Below are 14,240 nucleotides of genomic sequence, written 5' to 3'. Positions count from 1 at the left end.
TCCACGGCGGGTTCCTCGGGCCGGCCCATCGTACGAGCCCGGGCCGGTACGAGCCTCGACGCCGAGGAGCGGCGGTCCGTCGGTGCGGTGACGGCCTAGACTGGCGCCCATGCGTATCGCCCGATTCACCACCGGCGAAGATCCCATGTACGGCATCGTCCAGGAGAAGGACGGCCAGGACATGGTCTACGGGATCACCGGTGACCCCCTGTACACCGAGATCCGACCCACCGGCACCATCGTGCCGCTCGAGGACGTCCGGCTGCTCGCGCCGGTCATCCCGCGCTCCAAGGTGGTGTGCGTCGGCCGCAACTATGCCGCGCACGCCGCGGAGTTCGGCGAGGAGGTCCCCGAGCAGGCCCTGTTCTTCCTCAAGCCCAACACGGCCGTCGTCGGCCCCGGGGATCCCGTGACGATCCCCGAGTACAGCCAGGAGCTCAGTCTGGAGGCCGAGCTCGCCGTGGTCATGAAGCGCATGACCCGGAACGTCGCCCCCGCGGACGTGACCGATTCGATCCTCGGCTACACCTGCGCCAATGACCTCACCGCGCGCGACACCCAGCGCGAGGAGCAGCAGTGGTTCCGTGCCAAGGCCTTCGACACCTCCTGCCCGATCGGCCCCTGGGTGGAGACCGATCTCGATCCGTCGGCGCTCGCCATCGGTTCCCGCGTGGACGGGGAGAGGGCTCAGGACGGCACCACCGCCGACATGGTCCGCTCCGTCGCCGACCTGATCGCCGAGATCTCCACCGTGGTCACGCTCCTGCCCGGCGATGTGATCCTCACGGGGACCCCGGCCGGGGTGCGCACCGTCGAGGCCGGCTCGAGCATCGACATCACGATCCAGGGCATCGGCACGCTGACCAACCCCGTCGTCCGCCGCTGACCCGAGCCGCCCGCCGCGTCCCCTCCGGCCCACCATTCCTCATCGCCCGACCCCAGGAGCATCTCGCGTGACCACGTCCCCGGACCAGACCCCCGCCTCGACCACCGACGAGGTCAGGGTGCGCTTCTGTCCCAGCCCGACCGGTACGCCGCATGTGGGACTGGTGCGCACCGCGTTGTTCAACTGGGCCCACGCCCGTCATCACGGCGGCAAGCTCATCTTCCGGATCGAGGACACCGACGCCGCCCGTGACAGCGAGGAGTCCTACCAGCAGCTGCTGGAGGCGATGCGCTGGCTGGGGATCGACTGGGACGAGGGCGTCGAGGTGGGCGGGCCACACGGCCCCTACCGCCAGTCCGAGCGCGGTGAGATCTACCAGGACGTGATCGCCAGGCTCAAGGACGCCGGGCACATCTACGAGGCCTACTCGACCGCCGAGGAGATCGTCGAGCGCCACCGCGCCGCCGGCCGGGATCCGCAGCTGGGCTACGACGGGTACGACCGCGACCTCACCGAGGAGCAGAAGGCGGCCTACCGCGCCGAGGGTCGCGAGCCCACCTGGCGCCTGCGCATGCCCGAGGAGGACCTGTCCTTCACCGACCTGGTCCGCGGAGAGATCACCTTCAAGGCCGGCTCCACGCCGGACTTCGTCGTGGTCCGCGCCAACGGCAAGCCGCTGTACACGCTGGTCAACCCGATCGACGACGCGCTGATGCGCATCACCCACGTGCTGCGCGGGGAGGACATCCTCTCCTCGACGCCTCGCCAGATCGCGCTGTACCGCGCACTGGTGGACATCGGCGTCGCCGAGCGTGTGCCCGAGTTCGGCCACCTGCCCTACGTGATGGGGGAGGGGAACAAGAAGCTCTCCAAGCGTGACCCGCAGTCGAACCTGTTCCTCTACCGCGACCAGGGCTTCCTGCCCGAGGGCATGGTCAACTACCTCGCCCTGCTCGGATGGGGCTACAGCGCCGACGAGGACATCTTCGGCCGCGAGCAGCTCATCGAGCGCTTCACGGTTGAGAACGTCAATCCCAATCCCGCGCGCGTGGACCTCAAGAAGGCCACCGCCATCAACGCCGACCACATCCGCCTGCTGCCCGAGGCGGAGCTGACCGAGCGGATGATCCCCTACCTCCAGGCCGCCGGCGTGCTGGGGGAGATCATCACGGCCGAGCAGCGCGCCCTGCTGGTCGCGGCAACGCCGCTGGTCCAGACCCGTATGAACCTGCTCACCGAGGCCCCCGACCTGCTGCGCTTCCTGTTCGTGGCCGACGAGGACCTCGTGATCGAGGACGACGCGCTGAAGAAGCTGGGCGAGGATCCCGTCGGCGTGCTCGAGCGGGCCATCACCGAGGTGGAGGCGGTGCCCGGGGACTCCTTCACCGCCGCGCTGCTGGAGGCAGCCCTGCGCGAGGCCATCGTCGAGGAGATGGGCATCAAGCCGCGACTGGCGTTCGGACCCCTGCGCAGCGCCCTCTCCGGCCGCCGCATCTCGCCGCCGCTGTTCGAGTCGATGGAGCTGCTCGGCAAGCCCTCGACCCTGGTCCGTCTGCGGGCGCTGCGCGATCGGCTCGCCGAGGGCCAATGAGGGCGCACGGCCGCGCCTGAGAACGCGCGCCGGGGAGCGGGTGCTCAGCCTCACAGCCTGAAGAGGCCTTCTGGCTTTGTCTTGTCCGCGCCGACCCGCTAGAGTTTTACTCCGGCACGCCACGGCGGCTCGGCCCGGAAAGCCCTCGGAATCCACCGGGGATCTTCGCCGGGAAGAGCGCAAAAACGTGTTCTCACCATGGGGTATGGTGTAATTGGCAACACAGCGGTTTCTGGTACCGTCGTTCTAGGTTCGAGTCCTGGTACCCCAGCGCTACACGGCTTCATGAAGTCGTGCAGTCCGCGCCCCGTTCGTCTAGCGGCCTAGGACGTCGCCCTCTCACGGCGGTAACACCGGTTCAAATCCGGTACGGGGTACGACGCGAGATCCACGGATCACGCGGTTCCGGGTTCCTCGGATCCCGGGCAGGCCCCGTTCGTCTAGCGGCCTAGGACGTCGCCCTCTCACGGCGGTAACACCGGTTCAAATCCGGTACGGGGTACGGACAGGAGTCGATGCCAGCAGGCATCGGCTCCTTCGTCGTTCGCGGGCCGGCCCTGCCTCGGGCCCGGCACGCCCGCTCTGGGCTTCGGCCCTCGCAGCGAGTATCGTTGTGACATGAAGCACGCCACGAAGCCACGTATCACGGTCGGGGTCTACGACGCCGACGAATCCGATCGTGCCGTTCGCTGGGCCGCGCGGCACGCCGACCATGTCGGCGGCACGCTCCACCTGCTGCACGCGTTCGTGTGGACCGAGCTGGACGTCAACACCGATCCGATCCCGGGCATGACCGGGTCCGGAATCCGCAATGCGGCCCACAGCCTGCTCAAGGACGCCGTGGCCGTCGCCCGCGAAGGGCACCCCGACCTTCCGATCACCTCCGAGATCGTGGACGGCAGCGCCGTGCCGGTCCTGGTCGAGGCGAGCGGCGAGTCCGATCTCATCGTCGTCGGCGGCCGGGGCATGGGGCGCGTGCTGACGCTGATCGTGGGATCGAAGAGCCTGGCTCTGGCCGCTCGGTCGCACTGCCCCGTGGTGGTCGTGCGGGGCCAGATCGACAGCGACGGGCCGATCGGGCTGGTCCATCACGACAGCGCGAGCGAGGCTCTCATCCGCGCCGCTGATCTGGCGATGGCCTATGGGCGGGACATCCACCTCATCGTGCGCGCCGAGACCAGTCCCGAGCAGGCGCAGGAGATCCTGGCACGCACCAGCGAGCGCATCGCCATCTCCCATCCTCACGTCTTCGTGCGCGACGTGAGCATCGCCGCCTCGGACAGCGCCAAGGAGCTGGTCCACGCCAGCGAGGGCGCGAGCATGATCGTGGTCGCGGGGGAGCGGGCCAAGGGGCCGGACAAACCCGTCTCCGCACCCCGTCAGCTGGTCACCGTGCTGCGCTTCGCCAACACCCCGGTGTGGATCGAACGAGAGTGAGCCCGCCCGGTGGGCGCCGGACGCTCGGAGTCCGGACCGGCGCGACTCCGCCCGGGTGCCCGAGCGGACCGACCGTGCTCAGGCGCCCGCGCGACGCTCAGGCGCCCGCGCGACGCAGCAGTTCGGTGAGGTGGTTCGCCGAGCTCATCACCGAGGCGGCGTGCAGCCGTCCCGGCTGGCGGGTGATCCGCTCGATCGGTCCGGAGATGCTCAGCGCCGCGACCACGCGACCGTTCGGGCCGCGGACCGGCGCGGAGACCGAGCCCACGCCCGGTTCGCGTTCCCCGATGGACTGCGCCCAGCCGCGACGACGCACGGCGGAGAGCTGGGTGGCGGTGAAGCGCGCACCGAGCAGGCCGCGGTGGAGCCGGTCGGGCTCCTCCCAGGCCAGGAGGATCTGGGCGGCGGAGCCCGCCTTCATCGTCAGCGCCGAGCCCAGCGGGACGGAGTCGCGCAGCCCGATGGGACGCTCGGCAGCGGCGACGCAGATGCGATGGTCGCCCTGGCGGCGGTAGAGCTGAGCGGACTCGCTGGTGTGGTCGCGCAGGGCGGCCAGCACCGGGCCGGCCGCCGCCAGCAGCCGGTCCTCGCCCGCGGCGGCGGCCAGCTCGCCCAGGCGCGGGCCCAGGATGAACCGGCCCTGCATGTCGCGCGTGACCAGATGGTGATACTCGAGCGCCACTGCCAGGCGGTGGGCCGTGGGCCGTGCCAGTCCGGTGGACTGGACGAGCTGAGCCAGGGTGGCCGGGCCCGCCTCGAGCGCACCCAGCACGATGGCCGCCTTGTCGAGCACGCCGACGCCGCTGCCGTTCTCCTCCGAGATCTTGTCCATGCTCCGATACTGCCGTCTTAATTTGTGAGACGCAAGTGCGTCGGATGATGGACCGGCCGACGATGGAGCAGTGCTCAACACCCCTGAGCGCGCATCGGCATGGAAGAACACGCGCCCGCATCCCGGACGCAGGGAAGGATCGACATGGCGGGGACCCTCGCGGAGAAGGTCTGGTCGGATCACGTGGTCCGGCTCGGAGAGAACGGCGAACCGGACCTGCTCTACATCGACCTCCAGCTTCTGCACGAGGTGACCAGCCCACAGGCATTCGACGGCCTGCGCCAGGAGGGCCGGACCCCGCGCCGGATCGACCAGACCCTGGCTACCGAGGACCACAACACCCCGACGATCGACATCGACAAGCCGATCGCGGACATCACCTCGCGCACGCAGATCGACACGCTGCGCCGCAACGCCGAGGAGTTCGGGATCCGCATCCACTCCCTCGGGGACGCGGACCAGGGGATCGTCCACGTCGTCGGCCCCCAGCTGGGCCTGACGATGCCGGGCATCACGGTCGTCTGCGGTGACTCCCACACCTCCACCCACGGGGCCTTCGGCGCCCTCGCCTTCGGCATCGGCACCAGCGAGGTGGAGCACGTCCTCGCCACCCAGACCCTGCCGCTGAATCCCTTCAAGACCATGGCGATCACGATCAACGGCGATCTGAAGCCCGGCGTCACCGCGAAGGACATCATCCTCGCGGTGATCGCGAAGATCGGGACCGGCGGCGGTGCCGGCTATGTGCTCGAGTACCGCGGTGAGGCCATCCGCCAGCTCTCCATGGAGGGCCGGATGACGATCTGCAACATGTCCATCGAGGCCGGTGCCCGGGCCGGCATGATCGCGCCGGACGAGACCACCTTCGAGTACGTCAAGGGCCGCCCCCACGCACCCACCGGAGCGGACTGGGACGAGGCCGTCGAGTACTGGAAGACGCTGCGCAGCCACGACGACGCCAGCTTCGACGCCGAGGTGGTCATCGAGGCCGATGAGCTCGAGCCCTTCGTCACCTGGGGAACCAACCCCGGTCAGGGCCTGCCGCTGTCGGCGTCCGTGCCTGCTCCGGATGATTTCACCGACGACACCGCCAAGGTCGCTGCCGAACGGGCGCTGGAGTACATGGACCTCGTCCCCGGCACCCCGCTGAAGGAGATCCCGGTCGACACCGTCTTCATGGGCTCGTGCACCAACGGTCGCATCGAGGACCTGCGCGCCTTCGCCGAGGTGCTGCGGGGCCGCACCAAGCATCCCGACGTGCGCGTCCTGGTGGTTCCCGGCTCGGCGCGGGTCCGGCTGCAGGCGGAGCAGGAGGGCCTGGATCAGGTCGTGCTCGACTTCGGCGCCGAGTGGCGTCAGGCCGGCTGCTCCATGTGCCTGGGCATGAACCCCGACCAGCTGCAGCCCGGGGAGCGCGCCGCCTCCACCTCGAACCGCAACTTCGAGGGCCGCCAGGGCAAGGGCGGCCGCACCCACCTGGTCTCGCCGGTCGTGGCCGCCGCCACGGCCGTGCGCGGAACCCTGTCCTCCCCGTCGGACCTCGGCGCGCCGGTGGCGCCCTCCGATCTCCAGCCCGTCGCCTGAGGAGCACTGACATGGAAGCCTTCACCACCCACACCGGCATCGGCGTGCCGCTGCGCCGCAGCAACGTCGACACCGACCAGATCATCCCCGCCGTCTACCTCAAGCGCGTCACCAAGACGGGCTTCGACGACGGGCTGTTCCACGCCTGGCGCACGAACGACCCCGATTTCGTGCTGAACCGGCCCGCGTATCAGCACGGCTCCGTCCTCGTCGCCGGACCCGACTTCGGCACCGGCTCCTCCCGCGAGCACGCCGTGTGGGCGCTGCGCGACTACGGCTTCAAGGCCGTGCTCTCGAACCGGTTCGCGGACATCTTCCGCGGCAACGCCGGCAAGCAGGGGCTGGTCGCCGGCACCCTCGCCCAGGACGACATCGAGCAGCTGTGGAAGCTTCTCGAGGAGACCCCCGGCACCGAGGTCACCATCGACCTCGAAGCCCGCCAGGTCCATGCGGCCGACGCCACCTTCCGGTTCGACGTCGACGACTACACCCGCTGGCGCCTGATGGAGGGGCTGGACGACGTGGGCCTGACGCTGCGTCACGAGGCCGAGATCACGGCCTTCGAGGCGAAGCGCCCCGCCTGGCTGCCCAAGACGCTGCCCGCGCGCACCGCCGAGAGCGCCTGAGCGGACCGGGTGGTCCGTCCCCGCCCCGGAGCGCACCCGGATCGCCTGACCAGGAGGTTCCACGGGCGCCATCCACGGGGAGCCACCGCGCACGATGGTGGTCTCGCGCGATGATAAGGACTCGTGAGCGGCTTCCGGGGTGAGACGAGCGTCGCGGCGTCGGCGCAGTGTGCTCCGGTATGGTGTGCCGGTCAGACACCGGGCGTCCCCGACGCCTGTCCCGAACAGCTAGGACGCTATGAGCTCGACATTCCACGTACGTGGAGGACGCCCCCTCGATGGTGAGATCACCGTCCGCGGAGCGAAGAACCTGGTCTCCAAGGCGATGGTGGCCGCTCTGCTGGGCAACGGACCGAGCATTCTGCGCTCGGTCCCGGACATCCGGGATGTCCAGATCGTCTCGCGACTGCTGTCGATCCACGGCGTCAAGATCGAGCGCGACATCGACTCGGGAACCATCCACCTGGACCCGTCGAACGTCGAGAAGGCGCACGTGGCCGACATCGACGCCCACGCCGGCAGCTCGCGCATCCCGATCCTGTTCTGCGGCCCGCTGCTGCACCGCCTGGGCGAGGCGATCATCCCCGACCTCGGCGGCTGCCGCGTCGGGGACCGCCCCATCAACTACCACCTCGACGTGCTGCGCCAGTTCGGCGCCGTCGTGGACAAGCGCGAGTTCGGCATCTACATCACGGCGCCGAACGGGCTGCAGGGGACCAAGATCCACCTGGAGTACCCCAGCGTGGGAACCACCGAACAGGTGCTGCTGACCGCCGTGCGCGCCAAGGGCGTCACCGAGCTGACCAACGCCGCTGTCGAACCCGAGATCGAGGACCTGATCTCGGTGCTGCAGAAGATGGGCGCGATCATCTCCCTGCAGACCGACCGCACCATCACCATCGAGGGCGTCGACGAGCTGGGCGGGTACGAGCACGTCGCCCTGCCGGACCGCATCGAGGCCGCCTCGTGGGCCTGCGCCGCTCTGGTCACTAAGGGGTCCGTGTTCGTGCGCGGGGCCCAGCAGAAGCCCATGGCCACCTTCCTGAACACGTTCCGCAAGGTCGGCGGCGGCATGGACATCACCGAGGCCGGCATCCGCTTCTACCACCCCGGCACCCCGCTGCGGGCCATCGCGGTCGAGACCGACGTCCACCCCGGCCTGATGACCGACTGGCAGCAGCCTCTGGTCGTGGCGCTGACCCAGGCCGACGGGATCTCCATCGTCCACGAGACGGTGTACGAGAACCGGCTCGGATTCACGTGCGCCCTGAACGACATGGGCGCCCACATCCAGGTCTACCGCGAATGCCTGGGCGGCTCCAGCTGCCGCTTCGGCCGCAGCAACTACAACCACTCCGCGGTGATCTCCGGGCCCAAGACGCTGCAGGGCAGTGACATCACCGTCCCCGACCTGCGCGGCGGCTTCTCCTACCTGATCGCCGCTCTCGGGGCCGAGGGAGTCTCCACCATCCGCGGGATCGACCTCATCGACCGTGGCTACGAGTCCTTCCGGGAGAAGCTCACCGCGCTGGGTGCCGACTTCTGGGAGAACGGGCGCCAGGAGCACGATCTCGCCGCCCAGGGGGCCGCGGCGCGCTGACCCCGCCCGCTCGCCTCTGCATCCCGCGCCGTCCCGGCTCCGCGCACACCACCGACCACGATCCGAGGGAGCACAGCTGATGACGAGTGATGACGTCCGTGCCCACGCCGATCCCGGCGAGGGCGGTGACCCCCGCAGCGGCAGCGATCCCCGGAGCGGACACGCCATGACGGCGGGCAGCTCGCTGGCGCTGCGCGACATCCCGATCCCGGACTACTGCGATGTGGTCATCGTTCCCACCGGCGGGATCGACGAGCCCGATCCGAGGGTGTGGGCCGAGGCGATCTTCTCGCACGAGAACACCCCGCTGTCCTCACGCGGGATGCGGGCGCTGCGGGACGAGGCGATCCGGTTGCTGGACATGGTCCCGCCACCGGAGAAGGAGTTCGTGGCCGACGAGGTCGTGGGCTCGGAAGCCCTGATCAAGGACGACGACGAGAAGCTGCGGGTGCGCATCGGCGTGGCTCTGCTGCCGGGCGGCGAGCTGCTGCAGGTCACCACGGCCGTGAAGTACCGCTCCGTGCGCGGCCGGCTCGCCTTCGCCCCGCGCCGGCTGATGCACGCCGCCGCGGTCAACACGCTCGCTCGCCGGGCACCGACCACCCTGCGCCGCCGCAGCCTGTCCGGCGGCTCACGGATGCGCAGCATCACCGGGCAGGCCACGCGCAAGGCGCTGGGCCGCGCGCCTTCCTCGGGCCGTACCTCGTCCTCGGGCCGTACCTCGTCCGCGGGCCGTACCTCGTCCTCGGGCCGCGCATCCTCGTCGGGCCGCACCCCGCCCTCGACGTCCTCGCCGCGCTGATGGCTCCGGCCCCGGCTCCGGCCCGCACCCCGGCTCCGGCCTCGCGGCGCCGCGTCGCCTGGTCGCGCAGCTGGGACGTCGGGTCCGCTCGGGCTCCGTCGCGGCGGGCCGGCATCGTGATCGGCATCGCCCAGATCGCGGTGCGTCCCCTGGCGACGCTGCTGTCCAGGCCGGTCTGGATCGGAGTGGAGAACCTCCCGGCCGACGGCGCCGTGATCGCGTGCGGGAACCATCTCAGCCCCTTCGACCCGTTCGGCTACGGCCACCTGCTGCAGGCGAACGGGATCGCTCCACGGTTCATGGCCAAGGACGCGATGTTCCGAGTCCCTGTGCTCGGCGCGCTGCTGCGAGGGGCGCGGCAGATCCCCGTCAGCCGCGGCACCTCCCGCAGCAGCGATGCGCTCTCGGCCGCCCGTGAGGCGCTGGGGCGCGGGGAGCTGCTGATGGTCTTCCCCGAGGGCACCTACACCCGAGATCCGCAGCTGTGGCCGATGCGAGCCCGCCTCGGACCGGCCCGGCTCGCCCTGGAGACCGGGGCACCGTTGCTGCCGATCGCGAGCTGGGGAGCTCGTGCCCTGTGGCCCGTCGGCTCCCCGATCCCGCATCCGGGCCCGGGCCGCCGGGTCGTCATGCGCGTCGGCGAGCCGTACACGGTCTCCCGGGCCGAGGGGGAGACCACCCACGCGGCCGCGGTACGGATCACCGAGGACCTCATGGCCAGGATCACCGCACTGCTCGCCGAGATCCGGGACGAGGACCCGCCGCCCGTCGTGCACGATGGGCGTCTGGACGCCCATCGTCCCGAAGCGGGCAGGCCCCAGCGCGGCTACCGGGCCGTGAGGCAGTCATGAGGGCGATCGAGGCCGTCCGCGCCGGCGGCCAGGTCACCGTGGAGGCGGTGAGGCAGCCGTGACCCGTCTGGCAGTCCTCGGTGCCGGGAGCTGGGGCACCACATTCGCGCAGGTCCTCGCCGACGGCGGCGCCGAGGTGACGCTCTGGGCGCGCCGCGAGGAAGTCGCCCGCGAGATCCGCGAGGAGCACCGCAACAGCACCTACCTCGGTGACCGGGAGCTCCCGCAGGCCCTCTCCGCCACCTCATCCGTCACCGCCGCGCTCGAGGGCGCCGACGGGATCGTGGTGGCTGTGCCCGCACAGTCGATGCGGGCGACGCTCGCGGGGTGGCGCGAGGAGGCCGGGCTGTCCGCCGGCCTGCCTCCCGTGCCGGTTCTGTCCCTGACCAAGGGCATCGAGCGCGGGACCGACGCCCGCATCAGCGAGATCCTCGTCGGCGCCGGAGGTGTCGACCCGGAGCGGGTCGGCGTGCTGTCGGGCCCGAACCTGTCGGGGGAGATCGCCGAGCGCCGTCCCTGCGCGAGCGTCGTGGCCGCCCCGTCCGAGGAGCTCGCGGGGGTTCTGGCGGGCTGGTGCGAGGCGCCCTACCTGCGCGCCTATACCTCGACCGACGTGACCGGGGTGGAGATCGCGGGCGCCGTCAAGAACGTGGTGGCGATCGCGGTCGGGGCCGCGGCGGGACTGGGGCACGGGCACAACACGACCGCGAGCCTGATCACCCGCGGGCTCGCGGAGATCACCCGCCTCGGCGTGGCGCTCGGCGGGCGCCGGGAGACCTTCGCGGGACTGGCCGGGATGGGAGACCTCGTGGCCACCTGCTCCTCGCCGCTCAGCCGCAATCATCGCCTCGGACTGGCTCTCGGTCGCGGACTCGACGTGCACGCGGCCGTCGCCGAGGTGGGTCAGACCGCCGAGGGCGTCGCCACCGCCCGCGCTGTGGCGGACCTCGCGACGCGCCTGGACGTGGATATGCCGATCGCTGCGGCGGTCGTGGATGTCGTCGATCACGGAGCCCGGATAGACCAGGTCACCACGGCCCTGCTGTCGCGATCCGTCCGGCCGGAATGACTACCCTGCGCATATGAGAACCACCGTCGCCCTCCTGTTCGGCGGCCGCAGCGGCGAGCACGGCATCTCGTGCGTCACCGCGGGCGGCATCATGTCCGCGATCGATCGCGATCGCTACGACGTGGTGGCCGTCGGCATCACCCGTGAGGGTCACTGGGTGCGCGCCTCCGACGACCCTGCCCACTGGACCATGGTCGACGGGCGTGCGCCCGAGGTCGACCCCGACGGGCCGCAGGTACTGCTTCCCGCCGCACGGCACCGCCCGGGCGAGCGCAGCCTGCTGCGGCAGGTCGACGGCGACGTGGTGACGCCGCTGGCGGAGATCGACGTGGTCCTGCCGCTGCTGCACGGGCTGTACGGGGAGGACGGGACGGTCCAGGGCATGCTCGAGCTGCTGGACATCCCCTACGTGGGAAGCGGCGTGCTCGCCTCGGCCACGTGCATGGACAAGGCCGCCACCAAGACCGTGCTGCGTTCGGCGGGCATCGCCTGCGCCCCGGGGCTCGTCCTCCACGAGGACCGCTGGGCGGCGGACCCGGACGGCGTGCTCGCCCAGCTGCAGCGCGAGCACCCGCTGCCGTGGTTCGTGAAGCCCTCCCGCGCCGGCTCCAGCCTCGGGGTGACGCGCGTCGGAGAGGTCGCCGAACTGGAGGTGGCGCTGAAGACGGCGTTCGCCGAGGACCCCAAGGTGCTCATCGAGGAGACCCTCGTCGGCCGGGAGGTCGAGTGCGGCGTGCTGCAGGCGGCCGACGGTCGCCGGCCGCGCACCACCGTGCCCGGCGAGGTGCGGATCGGCGAGGATCTGGAGTTCTACGACTACGAGTCGAAGTACTTCGGCAAGGGCACGGTGGACATCGATGTGCCCGCCGCGCTGCCGGAGAGGACGCTCGAGGAGGTCCGCGACGTCGCGGCACGGGCATTCACCGTGCTGGGGCTGGAGGGTCTCGCCCGGGTCGACGTGTTCGTCACCGAGGAGGGTGGCGTGATCGTCAATGAGGTCAACACGATGCCCGGCTTCACGCCGTACTCGATGTTCCCTGTGCTGTGGGAGAACATGGGGCTCAGCTACACGGATCTGATCGCGGACCTCATCGAGCAGGCGCGCACCCGGCGGCTGGGACCGCGCTGACGCGACCGGGACTGCGCTGACGCGACCCGGACTGCGCTGACGCGACCGGGACTGCGCTGACGCGACCCGGTCAGCGCTGCTCGCTCACGCCTCCTCGCCGGGGCCGACGCAGTAGTCGGTGGCTTCGATGTTGCGGCTGATGACCTGTGCCAGGTCAAGCGCCGCGGCAGAGGGCTGGTCCCCGGCCGCCGAGCGCGGCACCGAGATGTCGATCGCGGGTTCGCGCCCGTAGGTCGTGTACAGGAACATGTCGCCCTCGAGTTCGCGGACGATCCAGTCGATCTGCACGCCGGATCCGTCCTCGAGGGTGGTGCAGATATCGGTGGTGGGGCCGGGCGGGGTGACGCCGCAGCGCATCACCACGGTGTCCTCGCCGCTGCCCCAGGCCGCGGTGCCCTGACTCGAGGTCTCGGTGCGGTCCATGCCCAGAACCTGCGGGGGTGCGCCGACGATGATGTCTGCGCAGACCGGGTCCGTGGCGGCAGGCCCCGGGGGTACCTGCACGGTGCCGCAGGACGCGGCGCCCAGCGTCAGCAGACCCGCAGCGGCAAGGGCGGGCAGTCGGGTTCGAAGCACCCCACGAGGGTACCTTCGTCGTCTGCGGACGAGTCGTGCGGGGCCCGTCGGCAGCAGGGTCACTCCCGGTTCTCGGGCAGACTGGGCACATGAGCGGCGACAACGGCGATGACACCACCCTGGGCGAGGCCGGGCTGCTGGCGCGGATGCTTCCGCATCTCTCCGCCGACCCCCGCGCCGAGGTGGGCCCGGGCGACGATGCCGCCGTGGTGCGCCTGCCATCGCCACGCCTGGTCGTGACCACCGACACCCTGGTGGAGGGTCATGACTTCCTCTCGAGGACGACCACGCCGCGCTGGATCGGCCACAAGGCCGCTGTCCAGAACCTCGCCGACATCGCCGCCATGGGCGCCCAGCCCGTCTCGGTCGTGGTCGCGATCTCCGCTCCCGGTGATACGCCCGCCCGCGTCTTCGAGCAGATCACCATGGGTCTCGCCCAGCGGGCCGAGGCAGATGGCGTCTCCGTCGTCGGCGGAGACCTCGGGCGCGCGGACCGGTTGACCGTGACCGTGACCGCCCTCGGCGCGCTCGAGGAGAACGAGCCTCCGGTGCTGCGCTCCGGCGCGCGACCCGGCGACGAGATCGCCGTGGGCTCCCCGCGCCTGGGACGCTCCGCTGCCGGTCTGGCCCTGGTTCTCTCCGGACGCATCCGGGTCGAGGACGAGGACGAGGACGAGGGCGAGGAGGGAGACGGGAGGGCGAAGGCGACGATCCACGGCGGCGGCGAGGACGCGGGGGAGACGCCCGGAGGTTCTGCCACCGACCGGCCGACGGCCGGGTGGCGCCTCGACGATGCCTCCCGTGACCTGGTCAGGTGGCACGACGCACCTGACCCCGATCTGTCCCTGGGGTGGACCGTCGGGCGCAGGGCGAGCGCGATGATGGACCTCTCCGACGGACTGGTCCAGGACGGTACCCGGATCGCGCTCGCCTCGGGCGTGGTGCTCGACCTGGACCCCGAGGCCCTCGCCCCCGATGTGGCCCTGCTCGAGGACCTGGCGCGCGATCTGGACACCGATCCCTGGCAGTGGGTGCTGCACGGGGGAGAGGAGCATGCCATGCTCGCGACCTTCCCGGCCGGATCGGTCCCGGACGGCTTCCGTCCCATCGGGACGGTCCGCGCCGCGGAGGGCGATGTGTCCGCGCAGGCGGGCAGTGCCGGCGGCGGCGCGGGCGCCGGCGGCGCGGATCGTGTGCTGCTGGCCGGGGCCGCGATCACCGGGACCGGCTTCGACCACTTCGACGGTCACACCTGAG

General features: G+C 71.0%; 13 protein-coding genes and 3 tRNA genes. 14 read left to right on the top strand and 2 right to left on the bottom strand.

Annotation, left to right across the window (positions count from 1 at the left end; genetic code table 11):
- Nucleotides 1–109 precede the first annotated feature (109 nt).
- The 6 genes from ACFQRD_RS05800 to ACFQRD_RS05775 all read left to right on the top strand — a co-directional run bounded on the left by ACFQRD_RS05800 (nt 110) and on the right by ACFQRD_RS05775 (nt 3,914).
- Nucleotides 110–886: a fumarylacetoacetate hydrolase family protein gene (locus tag ACFQRD_RS05800; RefSeq protein ID WP_377016425.1), complete on the top strand. Its 777-nt coding sequence runs from the start codon at nt 110–112 to the stop codon at nt 884–886.
- A gap of 67 nt (nt 887–953) precedes the next feature.
- Complete coding sequence (gltX, locus tag ACFQRD_RS05795; RefSeq protein WP_377016427.1) at nt 954–2,477, top strand: glutamate--tRNA ligase; 1,524 nt, start codon at nt 954–956, stop codon at nt 2,475–2,477.
- A 199-nt stretch (nt 2,478–2,676) separates the two neighbouring features.
- Nucleotides 2,677–2,748: transfer RNA gene (locus tag ACFQRD_RS05790), tRNA-Gln, on the top strand.
- 33 nt (nt 2,749–2,781) lie between these two features.
- Nucleotides 2,782–2,854: transfer RNA gene (locus ACFQRD_RS05785), tRNA-Glu, on the top strand.
- Nucleotides 2,855–2,906: 52 nt separating this feature from the next.
- A tRNA-Glu gene (locus tag ACFQRD_RS05780) sits at nt 2,907–2,979 on the top strand.
- 116 nt (nt 2,980–3,095) lie between these two features.
- Nucleotides 3,096–3,914: a universal stress protein gene (locus ACFQRD_RS05775; protein ID WP_377016429.1), complete on the top strand. Its 819-nt coding sequence runs from the start codon at nt 3,096–3,098 to the stop codon at nt 3,912–3,914.
- A 97-nt stretch (nt 3,915–4,011) separates the two neighbouring features.
- Here the strand turns inward: ACFQRD_RS05775 and ACFQRD_RS05770 are convergent, their stop codons facing one another.
- Nucleotides 4,012–4,746, bottom strand: a complete 735-nt coding sequence (locus ACFQRD_RS05770) for an IclR family transcriptional regulator (RefSeq protein ID WP_377016432.1) — start codon at nt 4,744–4,746, stop codon at nt 4,012–4,014.
- Nucleotides 4,747–4,890: 144 nt separating this feature from the next.
- Here ACFQRD_RS05770 and leuC point away from each other — a divergent pair, with 144 nt between their 5' ends.
- The 7 genes from leuC to ACFQRD_RS05735 all read left to right on the top strand — a co-directional run bounded on the left by leuC (nt 4,891) and on the right by ACFQRD_RS05735 (nt 12,407).
- Entirely contained in the window at nt 4,891–6,330 is a 1,440-nt protein-coding gene (gene leuC, locus ACFQRD_RS05765) for a 3-isopropylmalate dehydratase large subunit (RefSeq protein WP_377016434.1), read from the top strand.
- Nucleotides 6,331–6,341: 11 nt separating this feature from the next.
- Nucleotides 6,342–6,956, top strand: coding sequence for a 3-isopropylmalate dehydratase small subunit (gene leuD / locus ACFQRD_RS05760; protein ID WP_377016436.1), 615 nt, complete (start codon nt 6,342–6,344; stop codon nt 6,954–6,956).
- A 238-nt stretch (nt 6,957–7,194) separates the two neighbouring features.
- Complete coding sequence (murA, locus tag ACFQRD_RS05755) at nt 7,195–8,556, top strand: UDP-N-acetylglucosamine 1-carboxyvinyltransferase (protein ID WP_377803568.1); 1,362 nt, start codon at nt 7,195–7,197, stop codon at nt 8,554–8,556.
- A 79-nt stretch (nt 8,557–8,635) separates the two neighbouring features.
- Nucleotides 8,636–9,358, top strand: a complete 723-nt coding sequence (locus ACFQRD_RS05750; RefSeq protein ID WP_377016440.1) for a hypothetical protein — start codon at nt 8,636–8,638, stop codon at nt 9,356–9,358.
- Nucleotides 9,358–10,209, top strand: coding sequence for a lysophospholipid acyltransferase family protein (locus ACFQRD_RS05745; RefSeq protein ID WP_377016442.1), 852 nt, complete (start codon nt 9,358–9,360; stop codon nt 10,207–10,209). Before ACFQRD_RS05750 ends, ACFQRD_RS05745 begins: the two co-directional genes overlap by 1 nt.
- Before the next feature lie 58 nt (nt 10,210–10,267).
- On the top strand, nt 10,268–11,278 hold the full coding sequence (locus ACFQRD_RS05740) for an NAD(P)H-dependent glycerol-3-phosphate dehydrogenase (protein WP_377016444.1): 1,011 nt from the start codon (nt 10,268–10,270) through the stop codon (nt 11,276–11,278).
- Between the two features lie 13 nt (nt 11,279–11,291).
- Nucleotides 11,292–12,407, top strand: coding sequence for a D-alanine--D-alanine ligase family protein (locus ACFQRD_RS05735; protein ID WP_377016446.1), 1,116 nt, complete (start codon nt 11,292–11,294; stop codon nt 12,405–12,407).
- A gap of 84 nt (nt 12,408–12,491) precedes the next feature.
- Here ACFQRD_RS05735 and ACFQRD_RS05730 read toward each other — a convergent pair whose 3' ends face one another.
- Nucleotides 12,492–12,983, bottom strand: a complete 492-nt coding sequence (locus ACFQRD_RS05730; RefSeq protein ID WP_377016448.1) for a DUF3515 family protein — start codon at nt 12,981–12,983, stop codon at nt 12,492–12,494.
- Between the two features lie 89 nt (nt 12,984–13,072).
- Here ACFQRD_RS05730 and ACFQRD_RS05725 point away from each other — a divergent pair, with 89 nt between their 5' ends.
- Entirely contained in the window at nt 13,073–14,239 is a 1,167-nt protein-coding gene (locus tag ACFQRD_RS05725) for a thiamine-monophosphate kinase (protein WP_377016450.1), read from the top strand.
- Nucleotide 14,240: the final 1 nt, after the last annotated feature.

It is taken from the genome of Brachybacterium sp. GCM10030268, assembly GCF_042666305.1.
Lineage (GTDB): Bacteria > Actinomycetota > Actinomycetes > Actinomycetales > Dermabacteraceae > Brachybacterium.
Note: the sequence above shows the minus strand (reverse complement) of the source record. Positions and strands in the feature narration are given on the sequence as shown.